At 60.5% G+C, this 22,314-nt stretch carries 18 protein-coding genes; 7 read left to right on the top strand and 11 right to left on the bottom strand.

Features of this window, described 5'->3' with window-relative positions:
• Positions 1-2 precede the first annotated feature (2 nt).
• From ACZ48X_RS03925 to ACZ48X_RS03910, 4 genes are all read right to left on the bottom strand, one after another.
• Positions 3-2,093, bottom strand: a complete 2,091-nt coding sequence (locus ACZ48X_RS03925; protein ID WP_336351695.1) for a hypothetical protein — start codon at positions 2,091-2,093, stop codon at positions 3-5.
• 1 nt (position 2,094) lies between these two features.
• Positions 2,095-6,843, bottom strand: coding sequence for a fibronectin type III domain-containing protein (locus tag ACZ48X_RS03920; protein ID WP_336351696.1), 4,749 nt, complete (start codon positions 6,841-6,843; stop codon positions 2,095-2,097).
• 805 nt (positions 6,844-7,648) lie between these two features.
• Complete coding sequence (locus ACZ48X_RS03915) at positions 7,649-8,293, bottom strand: helix-turn-helix domain-containing protein (RefSeq protein WP_336351697.1); 645 nt, start codon at positions 8,291-8,293, stop codon at positions 7,649-7,651.
• Positions 8,294-8,378: 85 nt separating this feature from the next.
• Positions 8,379-8,843, bottom strand: coding sequence for a hypothetical protein (locus ACZ48X_RS03910; RefSeq protein ID WP_336351698.1), 465 nt, complete (start codon positions 8,841-8,843; stop codon positions 8,379-8,381).
• 428 nt (positions 8,844-9,271) lie between these two features.
• Between ACZ48X_RS03910 and ACZ48X_RS03905 the strand changes: the two genes are divergently transcribed.
• Positions 9,272-9,949 (top strand): hypothetical protein, encoded by a 678-nt coding sequence (locus tag ACZ48X_RS03905; RefSeq protein ID WP_336351699.1) that lies wholly within the window; start codon positions 9,272-9,274, stop codon positions 9,947-9,949.
• Positions 9,950-10,107: 158 nt separating this feature from the next.
• Here the strand turns inward: ACZ48X_RS03905 and ACZ48X_RS03900 are convergent, their stop codons facing one another.
• Positions 10,108-11,229 carry a PQQ-binding-like beta-propeller repeat protein gene (locus tag ACZ48X_RS03900; RefSeq protein ID WP_336351700.1) on the bottom strand — a complete coding sequence of 374 codons (1,122 nt, stop codon included), beginning with the start codon at positions 11,227-11,229 and terminating at the stop codon, positions 10,108-10,110.
• Positions 11,230-11,624: 395 nt separating this feature from the next.
• On the opposite strand from ACZ48X_RS03900, the gene ACZ48X_RS03895 reads away from it, so the two are divergent.
• The 3 genes from ACZ48X_RS03895 to ACZ48X_RS03885 all read left to right on the top strand — a co-directional run bounded on the left by ACZ48X_RS03895 (position 11,625) and on the right by ACZ48X_RS03885 (position 14,129).
• On the top strand, positions 11,625-12,146 hold the full coding sequence (locus tag ACZ48X_RS03895) for a DUF4188 domain-containing protein (protein WP_336351701.1): 522 nt from the start codon (positions 11,625-11,627) through the stop codon (positions 12,144-12,146).
• 119 nt (positions 12,147-12,265) lie between these two features.
• Complete coding sequence (locus ACZ48X_RS03890) at positions 12,266-12,667, top strand: SHOCT domain-containing protein (protein ID WP_336351702.1); 402 nt, start codon at positions 12,266-12,268, stop codon at positions 12,665-12,667.
• An 88-nt stretch (positions 12,668-12,755) separates the two neighbouring features.
• Positions 12,756-14,129 carry a restriction endonuclease gene (locus ACZ48X_RS03885; protein ID WP_336351703.1) on the top strand — a complete coding sequence of 458 codons (1,374 nt, stop codon included), beginning with the start codon at positions 12,756-12,758 and terminating at the stop codon, positions 14,127-14,129.
• Between the two features lie 350 nt (positions 14,130-14,479).
• Here the strand turns inward: ACZ48X_RS03885 and ACZ48X_RS03880 are convergent, their stop codons facing one another.
• Together ACZ48X_RS03880 and ACZ48X_RS03875 are read right to left on the bottom strand one after the other, a co-directional pair.
• A complete protein-coding gene (locus ACZ48X_RS03880; protein ID WP_336351704.1) occupies positions 14,480-15,445 on the bottom strand; it encodes a hypothetical protein in 966 nt (321 codons plus the stop codon).
• Positions 15,442-15,792 (bottom strand): hypothetical protein, encoded by a 351-nt coding sequence (locus ACZ48X_RS03875; protein ID WP_336351705.1) that lies wholly within the window; start codon positions 15,790-15,792, stop codon positions 15,442-15,444. The genes ACZ48X_RS03880 and ACZ48X_RS03875 overlap by 4 nt, the downstream gene beginning before the upstream one ends.
• Positions 15,793-16,028: 236 nt before the next feature.
• On the opposite strand from ACZ48X_RS03875, the gene ACZ48X_RS03870 reads away from it, so the two are divergent.
• A complete protein-coding gene (locus tag ACZ48X_RS03870; protein ID WP_336351706.1) occupies positions 16,029-16,304 on the top strand; it encodes a winged helix-turn-helix domain-containing protein in 276 nt (91 codons plus the stop codon).
• An 8-nt stretch (positions 16,305-16,312) separates the two neighbouring features.
• Here the strand turns inward: ACZ48X_RS03870 and ACZ48X_RS03865 are convergent, their stop codons facing one another.
• Positions 16,313-16,438 carry a hypothetical protein gene (locus tag ACZ48X_RS03865; RefSeq protein ID WP_336351707.1) on the bottom strand — a complete coding sequence of 42 codons (126 nt, stop codon included), beginning with the start codon at positions 16,436-16,438 and terminating at the stop codon, positions 16,313-16,315.
• 385 nt (positions 16,439-16,823) lie between these two features.
• On the opposite strand from ACZ48X_RS03865, the gene ACZ48X_RS03860 reads away from it, so the two are divergent.
• Positions 16,824-17,231, top strand: coding sequence for a hypothetical protein (locus ACZ48X_RS03860; RefSeq protein ID WP_336351708.1), 408 nt, complete (start codon positions 16,824-16,826; stop codon positions 17,229-17,231).
• A gap of 50 nt (positions 17,232-17,281) precedes the next feature.
• Here ACZ48X_RS03860 and ACZ48X_RS03855 read toward each other — a convergent pair whose 3' ends face one another.
• Both ACZ48X_RS03855 and ACZ48X_RS03850 read right to left on the bottom strand, forming a co-directional pair.
• The gene (locus ACZ48X_RS03855) at positions 17,282-19,864 is read right to left on the bottom strand and encodes a DEAD/DEAH box helicase (protein WP_336351709.1); all 2,583 of its coding nucleotides are present in this window, start codon (positions 19,862-19,864) and stop codon (positions 17,282-17,284) included.
• The gene (locus ACZ48X_RS03850; protein WP_336351710.1) at positions 19,864-20,838 is read right to left on the bottom strand and encodes a HamA C-terminal domain-containing protein; all 975 of its coding nucleotides are present in this window, start codon (positions 20,836-20,838) and stop codon (positions 19,864-19,866) included. Before ACZ48X_RS03850 ends, ACZ48X_RS03855 begins: the two co-directional genes overlap by 1 nt.
• A gap of 281 nt (positions 20,839-21,119) precedes the next feature.
• On the opposite strand from ACZ48X_RS03850, the gene ACZ48X_RS03845 reads away from it, so the two are divergent.
• A complete protein-coding gene (locus ACZ48X_RS03845; protein ID WP_336351711.1) occupies positions 21,120-21,389 on the top strand; it encodes a DUF7692 domain-containing protein in 270 nt (89 codons plus the stop codon).
• Positions 21,390-21,636: 247 nt separating this feature from the next.
• Here ACZ48X_RS03845 and ACZ48X_RS03840 read toward each other — a convergent pair whose 3' ends face one another.
• Positions 21,637-22,200, bottom strand: coding sequence for a GIY-YIG nuclease family protein (locus ACZ48X_RS03840; RefSeq protein WP_336351712.1), 564 nt, complete (start codon positions 22,198-22,200; stop codon positions 21,637-21,639).
• Positions 22,201-22,314 lie beyond the last annotated feature (114 nt).

The following is a 22,314-nucleotide window of genomic DNA, read 5'->3' as shown; positions in this document are numbered from 1 at the left end:
GATCAGATCCCCCACAGTCGCAGTGCCGGATCAGGGTCAATACTGTTCGATCCGCTCTGGTTGAACAGGTCGACGGCCGCGTTCCAGTACTTCGGGAAATGGTCCACGTAGTTCTGGTGCATGACCATCCCGTAGCGCGTGTTCGCATCCGGTTGTAAGCGGTCGTTGTACGCACTCGCAATAGTCGGCGGGTCGTAATCTACAATGCGATTCTGTCCGCCCCCAGTGGTATAGTTGTACGTCCGGCGAATGTACGCCCCGCCGATGACAAAGCCATGGAATGCCCGTTGTTTCTTCGAGAGTTCCTCGTTCGCTGAATAGGGCGGATTTGGCGGGGAGTTGCCGTTGGCGTCGGCAATCGCGCCGAACCAGTCTTCGAGCGTGTTCTGGATATTTCCGGGATTCTTCACCGAGAGGGTCACACTGTTCCCGTCGTGATCGACCGTCGCCGAAATGTTGCTGACAAAGTCGTTGCCATACATCGAATCGACCCAATTGAGAACCCCATCGGCGGTCGAGACCAGGGTCTGGGTGACCCCCGGCGACGCCAGCACGGCGTCATAATTGTTGATGAGCCGAACCAGTACGTCCCAAGTGAGATTGTTCCCGCTCGAAGTGGCGTGGATGACCTGACTGCCTTCCCATGGAACCGGGATGTTTTCGTTGGCTCCGTTCGAGGACGTCAGGTTGTCGTAGAGCTGTCCGTAATGGCCGTCGTTAGGGTCGTTGAGAAGCCGCTGGGTGGCGGCTGTGCCGGCGTCGAGTGGTTCCAAGCGGACCGTGTTCATCTCGTCGGAGTCAGCGAAGTTGTTCGGGTCGTACCACAGCAACGAGGCACTTTCCTTGCAGGCGATCGCCAGAATGCTCTCACACGGCAAGCGAAAGGCCTCCGCGACTGCGTTGATGAGCTCGCCGTACCGGTTCCAGTACACTTCGACGGATTTTCTGCGTGCGCCCGACGAACCGTATTCGACGTCGATGTCGTTGCCGCTGGCGCTGTCTCTGACGAGCAGTTTCCCCATGTCGTCACTACTCTGGGCCGGATCGGCCACGATCTGCCACTCGGCGTTGGCGGTCGTCGTCGGATCGTGAAGCGATTGATGCCAATTGCGCAACGAGCCGACCGCCAGCGCACCACCGTTTGTGCTCGTCGTGATGGTCCGATGTCTCGGCGGTGGTGGCTGGTCGGCGTCGAGATCCAGCGGGACGTACGATTCCTGTTGGGCCGTCTGGCCGGTTAGTATCGTCAACAGGGGGTGGGTCTGTGCCAGCGATGGGTTCGAGCTACGGTCGACCGCAGTCTGGAGATCCACCACAGGATTAGTCCCCGTGGCGTTGGGGCCGAGGAGTTGATAGAGGAAATAAGAGGGATTGAGTGGCCGGCCGACCGGCTCGTTCGGTTCGTCATCCGTCGCGTCCTGATTGCGGGTATACGAGGAGTCACGGAAGACGATGTTAACCGACGAATCGAAACTGCTGATCGGATCGCCGGCAGTGACCAACAGTTCGAATTCGCCGTCGATGAAGCCATCGAGTACGGCACCGACCGGGTCGGAGACGGAACTCGGCGGGTTCGAGAGGTACTCGCCGACCGTCGGTGTCCGACCGATAGCTCTCGCCGGGACATCCTCACCTTCGAACACTCTCGTCCATTCTCGAACCGGGTGGGAGGTCTGCTGTAGCAGGGACCCAATGTAGGCCCGGACGACCGTGTCGGTCGACTGTTGGGTGTCGAGTTCGTAGACGACGTGACGGAGATTCGGGCCGCTCGGCGAGAGGTCGAGGTACTGTTCTCCGGAGTTGTGTGCCGAAAGCTGGACGAGTTCCAGCGGCAGTCGCAACACGAGCTTCCGCGGCCCGTTGGTGGGTTTGCGATACGAGAGATACCCGCTCGTAACCGCATACAGCTCGGTCGGCGATCCCTGCGGGTCGCTGGCCGAGAACGAACTGTTGGTCCCGATACAGAGCCCGGTACAGCCGTTGGTATCGAAGTGGTTCGACAGCTCGAAATAGCAGTTGTCCTGGCTGTCGTAGTAGTCGCCGTAATTCGAATTCGTCCTGTGAACGATCGGTGTGGCACAATGTAGTGACATGTCAGTTGTCCTCCGGCGGAGAAACCGTACGGGCAGGTCCTGTCGCGATGTTCCCGGCCCTGTCGCGTATCTTGACTCTGAATTCGTGGGTCTGGCTCGGCTGGACATCCCGGACTAGATAGCCCGTATCTCTGTCACTCCAAGAGCTCAGCGTCTGCCAGAGCCCGCTGTCGCTGGCCTGCTGGAGCAGGACGGCCGGGGGCTGACTGCCGGGCGACTGGAGCGACCACGCCAGTTCGATCGCAGGCTCGGCAGTCGCCGGGGCGCTCGCCCAGTCGTGGACGGTGCCATCGGCTTCGATTGCGACCCACTCAGCCCGATCCCAGGTCGGTTCCGGGGGCGGAGAGGTCGCGTATGCCTGCCCGGCACATCGTTTCGATGAGTCCGAGACGTTGCCGGCCTCGTCGACCGCGACGACCCGATAATAGTACGTCCTGGCAACGTCGACCCCAGTATCGGTGATCGAAACGCTCGACGGACGCCCGGTAGTCGAAGACGTACCGGCCACAGGGGGCCGGTCCTCGCTCAGCGTGGCGACTTGTATCATACGCCGAATGTCTGTTGCCTTCGATTTGTCCGTCGTCCGATAGAGCTGATACTCCGAGAGGTCCGGTTCCCGGTTCGAGGCGAGCGTGAGTTCGATCGAGCGATCACCGCCCGTGACATCGGTGACTGACGGGGCTGTGGGCGGAACAGTGTCGACCGCCTGCACGGGTCGCGTCGGGTAGCTCAGTTCCTCGCTCTCGATGCCGGCTTCGTTCACGGTGCTGGTGCGGTAGAAGTACCGGCGTCGGGTCTTGCCGTCGAACGCGTCCACCCACGCGCAGAGGTCGCTCCCGGGGACGGCGCCGGGGGGTGGGTTGGCGCCCAATGTGTACCCTGGGCCGGGGTCGCCGGACTCGAAGTCCGGGCCGCGGACGTTGGGGTGCTCGTCGGGGTCGAGTGCCTCGATCGTCCGTTTGGCGTAGGCCTCCCGAGTCCCGTCGAGCCCAGCTAAGGTCTGGAGGACGTCCGGTTCGAGGTCGCGATAGTGCTCGAGTGCAGCCTGGAACGACCCCGCTGCGGTGACGGCGTCGTGGAGCGATTCGATGGTGTCGCGGATCTGCTTCCGGCGAGCGACCGAGCTGTCGTCTCGACGATACGGTGGGAAGTGGTCGGGGTTCGTGGGGTCGAGTGACCGCGTCGCGTCCCCGGCGTTCCGTTTCGCGTAGTCCGCGCGGAAGATCGCCTTGTCCATCGCGCGGTAAACGTGTACCGTCCGGTGCTCGCCCGGGTGGGCGAAGCGGACGGTGTACTTCGATTGGCCGTCGTAGTCCGGGGGCGTCGCGTAGTCGATCGCGCTCTCGAAGGAGGGCTGCGTCGGCGGGACCGGGGCCTCCTCCAGGACGCGACTGACCGTCACCGGCGCGCTCACGTCGCCGACGTTGCCCTGGCGGTCGTGGGTGTTGACGCCGACGTGCGCGTAGGTGACCGGCTCGGCCTCGCTGGTCGCGAACGGATCGCGCGGCGGGTCGTCCACGCGCGGAATCGGTACCGTCGTCTCGTACGCGCGATAGCTCGTGTCAAGTGGGTTGTCGGGGTCGCTCGCGGCGACCTCCTCGACGGCGTCCTCGATACTGATAGTGGCGTGGGTCGACCGCCAATCCGATGGCTCGGTTGCACTCGCCCACGCGTCGGGGTCGTCGTAGTCGACGCGAACGGGGTGCTCGATGGCGTACGCGAAGCGCGTCCGCTCGGATTCGTTGGGGTCGGGGACGACGTACGGTTCGTCGAGCGTGAGTTCGTCGTGGCCGTCGACCGCCGTGACGGTGTACTCGTTGCCGTCCGGGGTGGTGAACGCCTGGCCGACGAGCGCCCGCGACCAGTCAGTGTCGTAGCCGTATACGGTGCGGTCGCCGTCCGCGACGGCGATCGTCCCGCCGCTGACCGTCGGCGGAATCGAGATCGTGCACGCGCTACCGGACTCCGGACGGTCCCGCCGGATCGCCGATTCGACGCTCTCCGCGGGCGTTGCGCCCGTGGTCGCATTGGGTCTGCTATCGGTAATCTCGACGGGCGTGCTCCCGTCCGTGGTCTCGACGGTCGTCGGCGGGCTGGGGCGTTCGTCGCGGACCGTGACCGAGAGGGTGCCGTCGCGGGCGGCGTCGCTCTCGACGATATCGTAGCTCGCGTCCCCGACCTGTAACGTCGCACCGACGTACCCGTCTGCTGGGTCGATGGCGGGCACGTCGGTCTCGATCTCGAGGTAGTCGTCGTACGGTTCGGCGACGCTCGTGATCTCGCCGAACTGTTCGTTCAGCTGGCCGGGATAGTACTGGACGGTGAACTCGACGGCGTCGGGCGCCTGCGCGGCCAGGGTTTCCGGCCATATCCACGACACCTCGAGTTCGCCGGTGCCCGCCGTCGGCTGGTCGACGTCCAGCAACTGCGCGTCGACCTGTCGCGGCGGCGGTGGCGCTTGGTCGTCGACGAGGTGGATCGCCGACGGATGTTTGGTCGTCCCGTCGTCGATCCAGTCGGCGGGTTCGCCGAGGTCGCTCGCGCGCCCGAAGAGGTCGACGCCGTTGAGCCGGTAGCTGTACCAGCCGTCGAGCAGGCCGCGGTCGACGGTGTCGATGGACTGGTTCGGCCACCCGGGCGCGTTCGTGGTGTCCGCGTCGCTCACGGCGATGGGGTCGTCGCGGTCGGTGTCGGCGACAGCGGGCGCTGTCAGCGGGTCGTACGCGGCCGGTGGCGGTGCCGTCGACGGGCGCTCATCGCTCTGGTAGTCGTGTCGCCAGAGGTGGTACTGGACCGGGTCGTCCGGAAGCATCGCGCCGCGCGCACCGGCGCCCTCGTCCCATCGAAGGCCGGCCGTGTTCGTCCCGTACCGTTCGCCGCTGGGGGTCGAATGCGATTCGGGTGGGCTCGGTGGGAGGTCGTGGGCGGCGGCGCCGGTCGGGCGTTCGACTGGCGGAGCCGCGCCGCGCTCGACGTCGAACGTGATGTAGCCGTCGACCGCCTCGACGCCGTCCGCGAACAGTTCCAGGTTCCGCGGGTCGAACGGCTCGTCTTCGCCGTAGGCGTCCTCGAGCACACCGTCGTGGTCGGCGACGAGCAGGTAGTCGTAGCTCCTGTCGCGGTCGGCGTCGGTGTCGATCCAGTAGAGGCCGAGCGCCTGTGCGATGGCCGGCTCGACGCTCCCCAGGAGCGTCGTCTCCAGGGGATTCTGCCAGGGGCTCGTCGCCGTCTCGCCCTGGCTGCCGAACGCGCCCGTGACGAGGTACTCCGAGACGCCCCGTGGGTTGCGGTAGGGAGCGTCCAGTCGGAGGTACTGGCCCGAGACGGCCGTCCGTTCGATGCCGTAGCGCTTCGCTTCGAAGACGGCGAACGAAGCGTTCGCGAGGTCCGGGCCGCTGTAGGGGCGGTCGAGTTCGAGCGTCCGCCCGCTCGCCGTGTCGACGCTCTCGATGGTGTAGACCGCGCGCTGGTCCTCGAAGCGGATCGGTAACCCCTCCAGGCCGGCGTGCCACTCGGGACTGGCGGTGCTGCCCGGGTCGCGCTCGACGGTCGTCGACCCCTGGGTGACCGATATCGTGCCAGTGGTCTCCGTCGCGAACTGGACGTACAGCCCCTCGACGTCCCGTGTGGGGCCGCCGCCGAAGTCGTAGATCCAGGTGCCACCCGTCCAGTGGGCGGCCTGCCCGGTCTCGAGTGGCGTAGGGATGGTTCGCCCGAGCTGGCCCCCGCTGCCCGGGCTGTCGTCCAGGAGATGGACGAGGTAGTCGTGGAGCGCGCCGAAGCGGTCGTCGGCGAGTTCGTACGCCGTGTTGGTCTGGGATTGACCCTCGTATGGGCGGCTGAGGAGGAGTTCGTCAGGGGCGTCGTCGCCGGGGCGGACCTCGGTGACGACGTAGGCGGTGTCGTCGCCGGCGACGCTGAATCGGCGCCCCGTGAGCGAGTGGTCCCAGTTCGTATTGGTCCCGGTGACGACGAGCGAGTCGGTGTCGACGCTGATGTGGCCGTCGTCGTGGACGGCCGTCGTCGCGGTGTAGTGGTTCGGGTCGCCATACTCGATGCGGGTCTGGGCGATGCTGCGCGCCGACGCGAGGTCCTGCTGGTGGCCGCCCGTCGCTGGATAGTCCCCGTGGTAGAGCGGGAGGCCGAGCGGTTCGTCGAACGCCGGGACGGGCGTCCAGCCCTGGCCGTACTCGCGGCTGACAGGGAAGAAGGCGACGTCCTCTACCGTTGCCGGGCCGCCCTCGAGTTCGACGGCCTCGATGCGGTCGAACGAGAGCGTGACCGTCCCGTCGGCGTCCAGGTCGGTGCTGTCGACCGTGACGCCGCCGGCGAGGGCTCGAACGGTCGTCGGGGCGGTCACGTGGAGGGTTGCGCGGACCTCGAAGACCGGTTCGGGGAACCGGACTGTCACCGGGCCGGGGTCGACGGGGATGGCGAGCTGGCCGTTGGAGACGATGGATGCGGGGGCGTCTAAGTCGACGTCGACGGAGCCAGCGGGCGTCGTGATGGTGTGGGTGCGGCGTGTCCCTGTCGAGCCCCCGACGTAGTCTGCGAGTGGGGTGGGGTCGATCCTGTCGCCGACGTGTTCGCGCCGGAAGAGGTGGTAGCCGTGCCTGGCGAAGCCGACTGTGGGGTCGAAGCTCCATCGGAGGTGGTTGCCGTTCGGGACTTCCGGGAACTGGTCGTGTGGTTGTTCGTGGTCGTCGATGCCGCGGCCGATCATGACGAGGCGGCTGCCCTGCAGGGTCATCGGTCCGTCAGCCTCGGTTCGTGTCGGGCGCGTCGTCTGGGTGTGGCGATTGCGTGCATGGATGGTGGGTGCGTGTGGTGGCGCGAGCCTCGGGTGCGGTCTCCGTCACGGGTCAGTCCGGACCTGCAGCTCTCCATCGTCGGGTCGACACGGCCTCGGCTATCCGGACGACCGGCGTTCGGTCGGTCTGCTCCCCCCTCGTCCAGTGGTCACCTCAGCGTCGAGGTGGTAACGAGGATAGTCAACAACTATCGTACAAGATATTAAATATTATCCATCATTTCGGCCCTGGTGAATTCTAGTAGAATTCTACAATAACCGAGCGCTATTGCCAGCTTCAGCAGGTATTACCCGCCCAAAAGACCCTATTCGAATTTGGTCCGGCAAAGCATAAACTAGCTCTTTGTTTACTGTGTACGCCAGGAACTGTCGAAGATAGCTCTTCAAATTGATGTAGCACAGCACTTACAGAACCCCCAGACAGCCCACCGATACCCATTCCAAACGAAGACAACCCACCTCCACGCACTTCGCTCGCGCGCACACTCAGCCCATCCCAACCAAGACACGCACTTCGCTCGCGCGCACACCCAGCTCATCCCACCCGAGACTCGCACTTCCCACGCTCCACCGCGGCACCCAACCGAGCAGTCGGGCCCGCAAGTCACGCCGTCGTACCGTGACCACGACCTGGAACGTGACGCACGAGTACTCGGTCAGCACTCGTCGAATCCCAATCCCGGACGAGTCCACGCATCCTACGTAGTCGACGCTTGCGTTAAATACGGATACCGAGCGAGGAGTGTCAAGGGGTTCCGTTGTCGTTGGTGGTGAGGAGGAACCATTCGACGATCCGGTTGGTCGCTCGGCGCAGCGTCACGCTAGCCGTGGACTTGTCCACGTCGAGAGCCTCGGCGACCTCTGCGAGCGTCGCCCTCCGCGGCACTTCGAAGTAGCCGCTGTGCAGCGCCACGTCCAGGCACTCGCGCTGCCGAGCCGTCAGGACGCCGTCGGCGGACTCGCTCTGAACGACTGAGAGAAGTTCGTAGTACATGGGGCTGTCGTCGAGGCGGTCGCCGAAGGCGTCGAACTGGTCGCGGGACGCGGTGACGTCGAACTCCATGATGCCGTTCTCGACAGTCACGGGAAACTCCGGCGTGAGCGACGTCTCGCCGAGGAACGTGAAGAGGCCCTGTTCGGTCGTCTCGTACCTCGTCAGCCCGCGGTCGTCGTCGACGTACAGCCGGTCGAGGGACACGATGCTGTCGTGGGCGGCGAGCGCGTCCAGCGCCGCGGCGGGGTCCGGGCCGACGACCTCGCCGAGTTCGAGCGTCCGCGACTCCAGGGGTGCGCCTGCGAGCAGCCGGAACGTGGTGTCGGGGAGCGATTGGGAGACCTCCGCGACCCAGATATCGCTCGGGACCGCCATCCGGAACCGCGCCCGGATCATCCACTGCCCCCACGTTCGCGGTCCGGGACGACACAGCGCTGCATCATGCCTCGTCGTTCGCACGTGGGCGACTCAATCCTTCGGGTCACTGCGCCCTACTCGTAGCCCGGTACCAGAGTGCGAGCGAGTAGGCGGCGCCGGCGAAGACGACGCCGATGAGTGCCAGGAGAACGGCGAAGGCGACGTACCCGAACAGGGGGTTCGCGTAGGGGAGGATGACGTCGCCTGGTGGTTCGACCGCCCACGGACTGAGGTGGAAGAAGAGGAGCATGCCGCCGCCGACGAGCATGACGACCGACCAGTAGCGTTCGCCGGTCCGACCCGTGAGCGACCCGACGAATCCCGTCACGACGAGCGGGTAGATGAGAAGGCTGTACGTGAACGGATTGACCTCCGGCGTGATGGGCCAACCGACGTGATTCCCGCGGATGACGTGGTCGACGTGGTGGGCAAGACCGAGCAGCGTCGCGAGCGCGAAGAGCACGTACGCGAACTGCGGGAGTCCGCTGTCGGAGTCGTCCTGATCCGCATCGCGAGTATCGTTCGTCATGGACGGATGAACGCTCGCCGGACGGACGCATCTTCGTCCAACATGTTGGACGTATGTGCCTGGGCGGCCACGTTCCTCTTGGCGACTGGAAACCGACCGACTCAGCATCGCTACGAGAGGAAGCACGAATGGGTGGCGGATCTCAGCCCCGAAAGTTCGTTGTGCGGCTCGGTGTCCCAAGTAGGACCGATAGAGCGCGTCTGTATCACTGCCACGGACCACTTGATGGACAGCTATCAGAACAGGCGTGCCGGATAGAGCGATACCTCTCGACATTTTACCATCCGCATAAGCATCGGAGACGACGTGAAAGAGAGAAGGTTCAGCATCATCGTCCGATGGGACGACTAAGCGGGTGCTGACGCGATTATAGAGGCGGCTTGTAGCGCGGCCCGTAATTTTACGTACCGATACGCCATGTTGTGGCCGTGATAGGACTCATCCCCAACGCCTCCCGTGTCCGCAACGACCTCACAGCACTCACAAAACGGGCATTCCAGCGCTTCGAAGCCGACTTCGGCCTGATTGGCGACCAGCCCTTTCCGGCAACCTACACCTCTGTAGCCCGCTATCTCGCGGCGCGTATCGCGGTTCCTCACTGGTTCGTGCGCACGCACGTCGGTAGCGCAGAGAGCGACCAACGAGTGAACCGGACCCCCAAAGAGACGGTGGCGGATGGCGGCAACTGCGTCGACCAGTGTGTACTCCTGGGTTCGATCTGGGCGACCATGTCCGTCCCGTCCGAACTGCTGTCGATAAACTCGCAAGAGCGGAACGCCTCCCATCTGACCGCAGTAGCCACGGTCCCACCGACCGACAACCGACCGTCGTCAGAGGCGTTGACCGACGAACTCGTTCGACTCTACGACGCCCTCCCCTCCCGCACTGTCGACCCCGACGATGTCCACGTCTGGACGGATGACGGTGACCTGCGCGTGATTGCAGACCCGGTATTCTGCGATTACGCAGGTGACGTCGAATCGATGGCCAACCAGGGGTTCCTGACCGTCGAAGACCAGAAACCCGAGTGGGCGTACCACAACGTCATCCACGACGTACTCATCCCCCTGGAAGCGCCCGCTCATCGTCGACACGAATCGACATAACGATGGTGAAGAATTGTGCCCAGCCGTGCTGGATAGAGAGCGCGCATCAGTCACGTTGCGAGTCACCCGATTGACCCCTGAGGCGGCCAAAGAGAGACGTTTCGGTCTGGGCTTCGGCGACCGAAAGTCGGGAGGAGATCGCGGAGGGAACTGGTCGTCTATCGCACGGTGTACACGGTCTTGTCGTTCCCTGGCACGTACAACGTGTCGTCGAGGAGGATTGGGGTTTGAGCGCCTCGAATGGTCGTCGTCTGCCACTGTTCAGCACCGGTGTCTCGGTCGAATCCGCGAAGGACACCCGCTCCGAGGTAGAGCATCTCGTCAGTGACGAGCGGGCGAGCATCGCCCGAATGGGGAACGTCGACCGACCACTGCTCGGAGCCACTATCTGCGCTGACGGAGTACAGTTCGTCACCAGCGGTTGCGAAGTACACAGCTCCGTCAGCGACTGCCGGCGAAGAGGTGATAGCTGGAACGCCGGAGGTGGTGTTGACTTTCGCGGGCTGGAAGTGCCAGTCTACAGTCCCGGTCTGTGCATCGAGCGCGTACAAGAGCCCGTCGCCGGAGCCAACGTATGCAGTGCCATCGGTGACGGCGATCGCGTTCCGCGTTGCACTGGCGGGCGGTGCGTCAAACAGGTCGTGGTCGTTCGTTTCGAACCACCACTTGCGCGTCCCATCTGCCGCATCGATGGCGTAGACGTACTTCCCTCCGCCGACGTAGACTGTCTCGTCGGCGACTGCCGGCGGCGAGAAGATGTCGCCGAGCGTCTCGTAGCTCCATCTGATGTCGCCGGAGTACACGTCGATAGCGTACAGTGTCTGGTCGTGACACCCCACGTAGACGGTATCGTCGACCACCGTTGGAGCGGCGAGGATGCAATCCGAGGTTTCCGTTTGCCACTGGATGGCGCCGGTCCGCCGGTTGAGTGCGGTGACGGCGCCAGCGTTCTCGCTATCGGTGTCGAAGGGGTCGTGGCTCTCGACGACGATCAGTTTGTCATCGGCGATGGCGAGCGAATGTGCGTCGATCGAGTCGACGGCTGCGTTCCATCGCTCACTGCCGTCGCTCGTCGCGATGGCATACACGTACGTATCGTCCCTAGGCAAGCCACGTTCGCCGAAATACAGTGTCCCGTCAGCGGAGACTGGACCCGAGAGTCGGTGCTCGGATTCGAATAGCGACGAGACGACGACCGTCTCAGATGGTCCCGAACCGTCTACTGCGGATGTCTGAGCTGCGTCGGGTCCGTACATTAGCCACGCTGGGTGGTCGGTCATCGTGGGTCACCTCGATGGAAGCTGACCGGCGAGTGGGAGCCGTATGTACTGTAGCTCTCGCTGTGTGGCATTGCAACACACTCGATATGGTTGGGGATTAAACCTTTTGCCCACGTTCGGAATCGGCTGTCCGACTACTCCTGGCCGTGGACGACGTCGACGAAGCCTCCACCCTGCTTGCAAGCGAGGAATCCGCTAGCGTATCCCTCGAGGTCGGGGATTCGCATCGCTCACGTCCACGACCCAGACCGACGCCGATCGAGGTGAACGAACCACTAGAGCAACCGGAACACCCGTGGCCCGCTCTGCAGCGTCTCGTGGAGCCCCAGCGAGCTGCCTCCGAGACCGAACATGTTGGTGGAACGCGCTTGGCGACGTCGACCCTCGCCGATTCCATGTGCGAACGACGCATGACTGCGGGGCTGGACGAACCGTTCGTCGTGTTCTGCATCGGGATGCGCGTGAACAGCTTCTGGAAGCTCCACCGCTGGCTCCCCGTCGCCATCGCGATGCCGCGGATGCTCCGCGAGCTCGACGCCGACGACGATTCTGGACTCCTCGGCTACGAGACCACCGTCAACACGCGGATGGTCGTGATGAGACAGTACTGGGCGTCCTTCGAGCACCTTCGGGCCTATGCTCGAGATATCGAGCAGGAGCACCTGCCGGCGTGGGCAGCCTACACCGAATCAGGTGGCCGGACGGGCGACGTTGGTATCTTCCACGAGACGTACCGCATCGACCGGGACGACTACGAAACCGTCTACAACAACATGCCGGCGTTCGGGCTCGGTGGCGCGGGCAGGCTCCAGCCCGCGGCGGGCTCGCTCGAGACGGCCGCGAGACGCTTGGGGGTGGAGGACGACGACCCCGCGGTCGGACCAGACGGAAGCCGGGTTGGGGACCGGTCGACGTGAGCGCGAGCGAGGCCGCTTACTGGGAGTCGACGCACGTGAGGGCGGTGTCGCGGAGTCGGGCACCCCTTTCACCAACACGTTGGACAAAGCCTCCTGCCCGCAGGCGCCGACGTTCAGGTATGTTCACCGACAGGCGCAACCGCCAGCGTACAGAGACGACGGGAGTCGGCGTGCACGCAGTCAGTTCACTGGTCGCAGCGGGCGTGACTGCACTCACCCTCACCGTCGCCTTCGGGCTGCTCGCACTCGACGTCAGCGTGTTCTGGGTGGCGTTCCCCATCGGGTTCGGCGTCGTCCTCCCCGCAGCCATCGGTATCGCCAGAGCCCGACACGCCGAGGACCGGCGAGCCACCGACGCCAGACAGACGTCGGACGCTCACGCGGGACTGCAGATCCTCCGAGAGCGGTACGCCACCGGCGAACTCTCCGAAGCGGAGTTCGAACAACGCGTCGAACGCCTCCTCGAAAGCGAATCCGAAGACCACCCACGCGACCACGCCCGCAACGAGACCCGACGATAATTCCCCGGTGGCACCTCGTTCGATGGTCGGGGTCGAGTCGCCCAGAACACCTTTGCTTGCTCGGAGATATCGTTCGAGGACATACCACATGGCGATTCTCGACGACCTCTCCGGGTTCGAGTTCGAGGACCTCATGGAGGACGTCTTCCGGAACCTCGGGTACGAGAACGTCCGGCAGGCCGCGAAGACGGCCGACGAAGGCCGCGACGTCGTCATGGAGGAGGTCGTCGACGGCACGCGTCGGGCGGTCGTCGTCGAATGCAAGCACACCGCGACCGTCGGGCGGCCGGTCATCCAGAAGCTTCACTCGGCGATCGCGACGTTCGACTTCGCGGGCCCGAAGCGTGGCATCGTCGTCACGACCGGGCGATTCACCAACCCAGCTCGAGAGTACGCCGAAAGCCTCCAGGAGAACGACGACCCGTACCCCATCCGGTTGCTCGACGGCACGGACCTCAGGGAGATCGCCGACGACATCGGCCTCGACCTCTACAACGGCCGCATCGAGATACTGTGCGACGAGGCACTGCGGCCGTACGACCACGCCACGGACGCCACGGCACCCGTCACTGCAGCGTTCCGCGACATCGAGAACATCGACGCCACCAACCTCCCCGAACCCCGCTCGGCGGTCGCGTTCCGTCCGGTCGTCACGATAACTGCAACGACGAACGCCGTCTTCGAGACGTCCGTCGGCGTCGTCCACCGCATCGACGACCGGACGCGGTTCGTCGTGAACGCGGACCGCGGCAACCCGAGCGTCGCACCGGCGGGCGTCACCGAGTTGATCCAGGAGAACAGGCACGCGACCGTCCCCGTCGACGACGACCGGTTCGACTCGGTGTTCGATTCGGTGACGAAACACCGCTTCGGGCAGACCCAGACCGAGTACAAGGAGTGGGCGGTCGAAACGCTGCGAGCGCGCAAGACGACGACGGTCAAGTACACGGGCGGCAACAACGTCACGTACACGAAGACCTGCGAGCCGAAGCGGTCGGACATCTCCGTGCAGTCCATCGACGCAGTGTACCTCCCCGAGATCAGACACACCACCGACCTCCGCGAGTACTCGTATCCGCTCGAGTACTACGCGGCAGGGCCTTCGCGCGTCACGCTCACGGACGGCATCCACGACTGCGTGCACTGCGAGACGACCGGCAGCGAGGACTACACGTACTGTGACAACTGTGGCGCGATCGCCTGCGCGACCCACATCAAGACCGAGCGACTCGAACGGGAACCGGTCTGCACGGGGTGCGCGGTCACCGAGCGCTTCGCACTGAAGACGAAGTACTTCTACGACACCGCGAACCGCGACGCATTCCGCCAGGAGTACGCCGCGATGCCGTACCACGAGAAGGCCATGGAGAACAAACCTCTCGCCGCCGGCGGCATCCTCGTCACGTTGTCACTGCTCTTCTTCCTGCTCCTCGGACTCCTGACTGCCGGCGGCGTCATCTGACTCACATCTGGAACGCCGCCCAGAGATCAACACTGGTCCGTCGTCGTCCAGGACCCCCGACGGCTTGCCCGTCGACCGGTGGGACGAACGCGAGCACGACGCAACTGAGGTGGCTGCGAGGTCGCATCCGGTTTGGCGGTTACGCCGTCGTAACACGGTCGTCACCCAGGTCGTAACGCACAATCACTCGTCGGGGAATCGCCGCAACCCGGACGAGTCCCGGACGAGTCCACGGACCCCACGCTAACCGAGTGTTGCTTGCAGCGGCGGCGTGCGTGGAAGCGCTCGGGTTCGTGATATGTTGGGGCTATCGCCCACGTGGGTGTGTTACGGCCGTCGTCGTGGGTGGGTTACGACACCGTAACGTCACCCGCGCCGTCCGTGAGCCCCTGCTGGCCGTCGGCCCCGCTATTCGCGGTGGTGGTCATCGCGTCGACGTCGCTGTCCGCGCTGAACTGCTCGGTGTACTCGCACCAGGCGTCGCGGTCGATGACGATGAGGTTCCGGTCGTTCCGCCGGTCGGTGCTGCTGGCGGGGGCGAACTCCAGGAGGTCCTTCCCGAAGCGACCGACGAACTCCATCACGCGCCGGACCGTGTTCCGGTTCGGCTGCCGGACGTCGAGGCGTTTCGCGAGCTCGGGCGTGGCGATCTCGCGCTCGATGACGTCCTGGAGCTTGTTCGACGACAAGTGCAACTCGTCGCCGTGTGGGGTGGCGTACTGCGCGAGGTGCGGGAAGAGCCGCGCGGCGATCTCCTGGTTCGAGGAGAGGTCGTGCTCGAACGGTTCCAGATTGGTGGCGGTCGTGTAGAGCTGGTGGAGCGGCGTGAGGTCCTCGACGCACGGCCCGCCCTGTTGGGCGGCGAGTTCGGCGGCGTCGACCTCGCCGTGCGCGACCTCCTCGACGCGCGTCTCGAGCTGTTCGAGTCGCGTGAAGACGTCCCCGTCGTTCTGAACGTGCACATCGGCGGCCGCACCGTCGAGGTCGCCGTAGACGACGTCCTCTAAGTCCCAGACGTCGGTTCGGAGAAAGTCGATGGCGTCGGTGAGATGGCGGTCGACGGCGGCGAGTGCGCGTTCGGCGTGCTGGCGCCGGCCGCGCTCGTCGTCGAGCTCGCGTTCGAGCGCGTCGACCTCGGTTTCGAGGGTTTCGACGTCGCGTTCGAGTGCGTCGACCTCGGCTTCGAGCGACTGCACTTCGGTCTCGAGGGCTTGAACTTCGGTCTCGAGTTCGGTGATACGGGCTTCGAGGGCTTCCGTGTCGGCGACGCGCTCGCGGAGGGCTCGGAGTTCGGCGTCGAGGTCGCTGTGAGTCATGAGCGATCACCGCCGAGCGTGTGCGGGCCGGGGTGTGAGTGAGTGGTTGGTGGGGTGGTGGTGTGGTGTTCGATAGTGATGGTCTGGTCGAGTCTGGCGGCGAGGCTCCCCTGATTGAAGCCGCCCGGGTGCCCGCGCTCCCGACCTTCGAGGTCGTCGAAGCCCTGCTGGCAGTCGCGGCGGTACCAGCCCTTGTCGGGGTCGACCGAGCGTTGGGACCTGGAGAAGCCGGGGGCGCGCCGGTAGAGCGCCTCCGGACCCGCGTCGTAAAGCGAGCAGGCGTCAGTGAGTGATGCGTCTCGGGTCGTAGCGGGGGAATTATGCCCCGCGAGGTCGTCTTCCGACATGGTTTCCGTAGTGTGGTTACGGAAGCCCGCGCGGGCCGGTGCCATCACACCGGGTCCGCATCTCCTCAGCGACCCATCTATCAGCGACGGGTCCGCGAAGAGCTTCCGTTGCTACCACAAGAGAGGTCCGGGTACTTAGTAGTAGCTGACGAATTCGTAAGCTGTGGATTACGTTTTCGTCTCCTTCTGTCTTCACCCGAACATGATAAGACCCGCTTGCCCGGTTGTAGAAGCAGATGTACCGGAAAGTGGACTGGATGAAGGCGGCCGACCAGTCCATACTGCAACTTCTCGGTTCACCCAGAAAGCTCGAACTCACACCGAGCAATATCGCCCGGAACACGGGTCTGAGCCGTGGATACACTAGCGAGCGATTGTCGGCCCTTGTCAAGCACGGCCTCGTGGAGGTCGACGAAGAATCGGGTTCCCATCCCTACTACGCTATCACCAAACTTGGAGAAGACGTTCTGGAGGGAAGCGTTGACCCGACTGAACTCAGCTCCGAGGACTGAGGCGCGAATCACGGCGCACCCTCCTTCCCGTAGACGTTCCGGTACGGACCCGCATCCGTGAGCAACACGAGCTCCTCACAACCGACCGTCTCGTCGTTCGAGAGATCGTGCAACTCGTGGAACTCACCAGCCACCCCATCGCGACGCGCACACAGGTGACACCAGAAATGGTTATTCGTCGGTTCACATGACCAACGACCGTTCGGACAACACCACCGCCACCGGTCCAACTCGTCGTCGATATTGACCTCAATTCCCATCTGCGAACAGGGATTCAACGGGTACTTATAGAACGGTTTTCTTACCCGGAGTGAAAGTGAAAGTGAAAGTGAAAGTAGACCGCAGGCAGCCGAATCAGTCGAATATCTCACGGAGGACGCTCGTCGTGGTCGAATCGGTCACTAGCGGGCCAGTGAAAGTGAAACACCATGTCTGCTTTCATTGTCAAGCCACCACCAATATCGGGGTCCAACGAATCGACGGTCGCATGGCGAGTTTCCTCGAAGGCGAAGACACGCAGTGGTCGACAAACGCGACACTCGACGGCTCCCGAGGCGACCTGAAGGTCACAACAAGCGGGTGTGTTTCGACGGTCACTCCGGCAATACACGCGCCGACGTCACCATCGACGACATCATCGGCGTCGAGAAACGACGCGAACCCATCGACTGGGGATTCGTGATGGTCAGCCTCGCATCCTGGATTGGAACCATGAGCGGAATCATACTCGGAATCGTAACATCCCAGACCGACCTCCCTGCGATTCTAACAGCTGGGTGTGGAATCGTCGCCGTCGTCCTACTCGCGGTCGCCCTGGACCGAAACAAAGTCGTGACCATTCGCACCGCGAACACCGCCTACAACTTCCAGAAGACGGAGTCGAATACCGCGAACAAGCTCGCGAACGCCGTCGCCCACTACTCCTAATCAGTCCGATATGGTGTGATTTCCGCCACGGTTATGTCGTAACAGTTTTTCTACAATATATTCTGCTTTTCTAGATGTCGGCGGATGAAAGGCGCAAATCCTCTGCGGTTCTCCCTGAGATATTGAATTGGATCAGTTGTTCCTTGGGGGAATACTAAATCCACTGCAACAGAGCGATCAACCCCTTCTGACATCAGTCGTAACTCTGCAAAGTTCTTTGACCCCATCTCAAGCATCTTATCCAATTGTACCATCCAGTCGGGGAACTCGTATTCTACTTCTTCCAGTATGGTCGTGAGGACACCAAAGTATTTCACCAGAACAAAGCAGATGTCCTTATCGACCATCTTCATTACTTCTCGAATAGACTTGTTTATATCTTCATCTGGAACAGCGTCAGCTTCTTGACGACTCTTTATCATCGCTTGGTATGTGCTTCCTTGTAACCACTGATTTGCATATACAGTGATAGGGACCAGTCCCTTATAACCGGTTTCAACATGCTCTGGCGAAACACCTTCCTCACTGTCATTGGTGAACTTAAATATAGAGTTTAATTTCCTTGCTAAGTAACGAAGTCTCTCCCAGTCCATTTGGTATTGTGTTTCCCCAACAACCCAAGATTCTGGATCGTCTCTCACCGACTCATACAACTCATTCTGACTGATTGGATCGACTGTTGGATTCTTACGTAGCAATTCTTCTGGGATATCGATTTCTGCGAGACTTTCCGATAACGCTTCTTTGGCTTCAGACCGGTCGTTTTTGTCCATCCCTTTCTCTTCGAGATATTTATCTACACTCCCCGGCTCTTTTAGATACCTGCCCCTGAGCAATATTGTTGTGTACTTTACGGAAGCTTCTTCGACAGAGCTCAGGTCTTTCTGACGCAGTGCGTCAATCAATTCCTCTGAGTCACTTACCGCTTTACTCGTTGCCGATTCAACTTCTTTCTCACCAGCCTCTTCGAGCTTGTCATCAGCCCATTCATCCTCCGCTTCGATGCAGTATATGGCACCATACAGCTTAGTGTCGACACGACCAACTCGTCCAATCAAGTTGTTAAATTCGAAGCCGGTCAGGTCTTCCTTTCCACGCTTAGCACCGACTAAAAATATCTTCTCAGCCGGCAGGTTCACCCCCTGCATCAAGGTGGGTGTGGTAACAATCGTGTCTAACTCATCTGTATTACTGTATATTTCTTCAATTTCTTCTCGAGCGATCTTCGGTACCATACCATGATGGAACGCTATCCCTCTTTCTAAGCAGTAAATCAACGAGTAGTCCTCATGGATGGTGCGTGCAAGAAAGTCTTTCAGGCCTTCTAGGTCAGGGGATAAGCTTCTCTTTTGTTTATTTTCGGCTATTGCCTTCGCTCTCCGCTCGGCGTAGTCCTTTCGTCCAGAGTAGACTAGATTCTTACTTCCTGCTCCGAATTCTTCGAGTATCTCTGGTATAGCTTGGGTTTTACTCGATTTTACATCGGAAAAGGTGAGGTTCTCTGGTTCCGGCACCTCCAGCTGTCGTTGCTCACCTGACGGGCTGTGAATGTTCACTTTCATCTGCCGATTCGACGAGCTAGGCTGGCTAACAAATTTCAAACTAACCTTCAGCTGTAGCACGGGGGTAAAGGCACTCTTGACCTCCTTGACTCTCTTGTTCGTGAGAGACTTGAGTGTCTCTCCTGGGTTTTCGAGATATGGCCCTGCAGCAACAATCTGCGCAGATGGATAAAACTCGGCGAGGGAATTGACTATTCCTTCAAATAAAACACCCCTCTCTTCGTCCTCAACGTTCTGTACTTCGTCAAGGAACACCAAATCTGGAGAGATTTTATTCCTAACCTCTGGGTCTACTAATTTTCGGCATCGTTCTGGAGTGACGACCAAGAATGTATGTGATTCTTCATCCTCCTCTGCATCTGGATCTTGAGAAAAGTGAGCCCCGGTACGGACCGATATGTCTTCGTGCAAGTTTGAGAGCTTGCGACTCACCTCCGATATCAAAGCTCTAGTTGGGACTACGTAGATTCCCTCGAACTCCTCTTGCGACTCAACCTTGTGCTCAATGTAGCGTCGAAGGATGAAGGACTTACCAGCCGAAGTTGGCCCCGAGATAGCCACGTTCTTTCCATCTTGAAGATACTCGTAAATCTCCTTCTGAAATCGGGAAAGGATCCAGCCGTCTCGAATTTCGCTATCTTTTTTGTTTGTAGCTAGCTCTAAGCCGAGAACCGAATCTAAAGAGCTAATCAACGCAGACTCATAGTCCTGTTTTTCGTCCTCCGTGTCGACGTTATCAAACGCAGGAAGGTTGCCGACCCGAGAAAGGATTACGTAGAGGTATTTTTCATATAACTGCTCTTTCTCGCCGTCCTTATGATTTAGATAAGACAGTATTCCGAACGCCAATGCCTTTTTTATATCCTCATCATCCTGGCTTGAGGCTAATACCGATGCTATCCATGCGCTTTTCCGAATTTCTTCTTCAGATGGATTTGACTGCCAAGATGGATTACCCCACATATACCGATGACTGCCAACATCGAGATCATCCTTGACGAGATCCACCGCGAGCGCGTCAAGACAGTCATTAAAGAACTCAATCTCAGAGATCTCAGGTTGTTCTGACATCAGTCTTTAGTACTATGGGGGAAGATTGCCTCTTGAAGATTCTGTCTGAATTTATCAACGTCCTCTAATGGGAACATAAAAAAGACTAGCCAGCTCTTTTGTAGCTCCTCATAATCCGAACGAATTTTTGAAAGGACATCGTCCTCAATTCCTGCTTCGGTGATTCGGTGTTTAATCTCTTGTTCCAATTCTTCCGACGACGTTGCTGAATACTGAATCTCTTCCATCCACTCTTCTTCATAGCCAAGAAAAATCGGGAATACCCTACGGTAGGAGCCGGGGTTTTCATACATCGCGTCTGCTACCCGTATGGCATCTTCCGCTGACAAGTCCTCACTGAGTCCTTTACGGGCTACACGAAGCTCATGATTTGTCTTGGTAGTCGCGTAGCTTTCTTCAAACCGGCTGGTACTTTCTAGAGCATCACCTAGTCCAGAGTTGCGGTTGGTATAGATTTTCGATTCTCCAAAGGCAATTGACTCCTCTCCTTGGAATTCTCCGAAAAATAAGCCATCGGATCCCTTTACTGGTTGAACCGGTTCTTGAGTGAGTGAGATCTTATGACTAACCATCGGAAGATCTAAGATTGCATCAACTAAGACGAATAGAACCAATTCCCCTAACTTTGCGTCGTATCTCGAATCGTCGGTGAAATCCGAGCGTCTAATTGCTTCATGGAACGGCCATTCGTACTCCTGGCGCTCTTTCTTCGAGAAGACGTATTTCGGATAATTGTCTTTCAGAAATTCTACGAACCCACGAATGTTCAATGTATCTACCCCGGGTCGGATACAGTAAGAACTAACGCGAAGCTTGTTATTTTCCCACTCATCTACTTTAAATACATATTCGAGTAGGTCTTCCTGGTCAATTACAGTATAATCGTTCCAAGAGGCATCACTCATATTGATGGTGACAATTGCTTGCGGGTTTCTAGCCCAGTACTTCGGAGGACATATTAGTGTTTTGCCCATATCTCGGTTCTGTCATTCCTCTCTCTTTTTCAAGAAGCGGTGTCCCGAGGTGAGCACTTCTCCACCCTGGCCCCTGCGGTCGCACGTCGACAAACCGGTTCGCCCGGATATGAACACGAGTCGCACCTCCAGGACGACCGCCGTGTTCACGAGCGCGAGGGTCGCGCCAAGATCGTGCCCGACTCGAGCTCGTCGACGACCCACTTCGACGCCGCTCTTTATACGTTGACCCGCATGGGCTGACCGCAGAAAACGAGGAATAGCAGCTCGTGTTCACGAGCATGGCACACCGAGACGTCCCCGGCGGCGTCCGCATCCGCACCGACGACGGCAACGAATGGCGATACGACGCCATCCAGGCCGCCGCCGACTACTACGACTGGAACCGCTCCGACGCCGTCGCGTACGCCTGTGAGGACATGACGGGCGCCGTCGAGTTCGTCCGTGCCGTCCTTGGCGCGAGGATCTCACAGTCTCTCAGCGGCGCGACCTCGCCGACCTCGCCTCACGGAAGCTTCGCGGCGTCGACGTCGACGTCGTCGACGATGTGACCGTCGTTCCAGACTGACGGAAACGCTGACTGACCTCGATAATTCGCGTATTCCCATGCTGAAACACTAAGCCTGTGAGATCTTCATTCGATATTCACCATCACCGTTTCTGACTATACCCCCTATATCTCGTACGCCGGCACTGACAAATCTCGAGTAGTTTCTATCGGACGTGCTGCACACACAGACCTAAGCAGCGATCAATTCGATACCCAACCTGAGCTAACTGAGTCAGTAGTACACCATCCTATTCGTCGAAGGAATACTCAAAATTGACTTGCTCTGATTCATCAAGATCGAGAAATTCAGCGATATTCGTCTGTAGAATCCGTTGATGTTCGTACAGGGTTCGCTTTGTCGATGCACTATGTCCGGCTAATTTAATCTTGTCGAGCATACGGGATATGTGCTCAAGCTTCTGTTTGGAACGTGTATACGGTTCCTCCCGAAATTCCTGCTCCTCCTGAGAAAGTAACCTGACCTCCCCATCTGGGTGTTCTAGTGAGATAGGGGCATTTTGAACGGCCGATTTTGAACCATCTCCGAAGTTCAGATATGGGGCACGTTCGTGTAACAGGGCCTCTTCCGAGACATCTTTATCTGAAGTCTCCCACCACTCTAGTCGGCTGATATCCCACACATCAAGCCGACCATAGCTCACAACGCTCGAATCTTGTCGGACTAAGTGCTGGCGTAAGCGACTCCGGATGTCACTACTCTGTCCAGCATACGCCGGTGTGTCATCGAGGTCGTAGAAACAGTACACACCAGGGGTGCCAGTCGGCACATCGCGTAATTTCTTACCAAGCACACTATTGATACACAAACAGAACAGAAAACTATTCTGCCCGTTCGCTTGACCTGTAGAAGAATTTTAGGCACACAGGTGGATCGCCATTCATTCCGCCACACACTCGTCGACCTT

The organism is Halorubellus litoreus (assembly GCF_055378595.1).
This window is presented reverse-complemented; position numbering and strand designations above follow the sequence as displayed.

Coding starts and splice junctions, on each gene's coding strand:
- ACZ48X_RS03900 (WP_336351700.1), bottom strand. CDS start 11,229: ATGACCGACCACCCAGCGTGGCTAATGTACGGACCCGACGCAGCTCAG.
- ACZ48X_RS03910 (WP_336351698.1), bottom strand. CDS start 8,843: ATGACGAACGATACTCGCGATGCGGATCAGGACGACTCCGACAGCGGA.
- ACZ48X_RS03895 (WP_336351701.1), top strand. CDS start 11,625: ATGTGCGAACGACGCATGACTGCGGGGCTGGACGAACCGTTCGTCGTG.
- ACZ48X_RS03875 (WP_336351705.1), bottom strand. CDS start 15,792: ATGTCGGAAGACGACCTCGCGGGGCATAATTCCCCCGCTACGACCCGA.
- ACZ48X_RS03920 (WP_336351696.1), bottom strand. CDS start 6,843: ATGACCCTGCAGGGCAGCCGCCTCGTCATGATCGGCCGCGGCATCGAC.
- ACZ48X_RS03885 (WP_336351703.1), top strand. CDS start 12,756: ATGGCGATTCTCGACGACCTCTCCGGGTTCGAGTTCGAGGACCTCATG.
- ACZ48X_RS03850 (WP_336351710.1), bottom strand. CDS start 20,838: ATGGGCAAAACACTAATATGTCCTCCGAAGTACTGGGCTAGAAACCCG.
- ACZ48X_RS03845 (WP_336351711.1), top strand. CDS start 21,120: ATGGCACACCGAGACGTCCCCGGCGGCGTCCGCATCCGCACCGACGAC.
- ACZ48X_RS03855 (WP_336351709.1), bottom strand. CDS start 19,864: ATGTCAGAACAACCTGAGATCTCTGAGATTGAGTTCTTTAATGACTGT.
- ACZ48X_RS03890 (WP_336351702.1), top strand. CDS start 12,266: ATGTTCACCGACAGGCGCAACCGCCAGCGTACAGAGACGACGGGAGTC.
- ACZ48X_RS03925 (WP_336351695.1), bottom strand. CDS start 2,093: ATGTCACTACATTGTGCCACACCGATCGTTCACAGGACGAATTCGAAT.
- ACZ48X_RS03880 (WP_336351704.1), bottom strand. CDS start 15,445: ATGACTCACAGCGACCTCGACGCCGAACTCCGAGCCCTCCGCGAGCGC.
- ACZ48X_RS03870 (WP_336351706.1), top strand. CDS start 16,029: ATGTACCGGAAAGTGGACTGGATGAAGGCGGCCGACCAGTCCATACTG.
- ACZ48X_RS03915 (WP_336351697.1), bottom strand. CDS start 8,293: ATGATCCGGGCGCGGTTCCGGATGGCGGTCCCGAGCGATATCTGGGTC.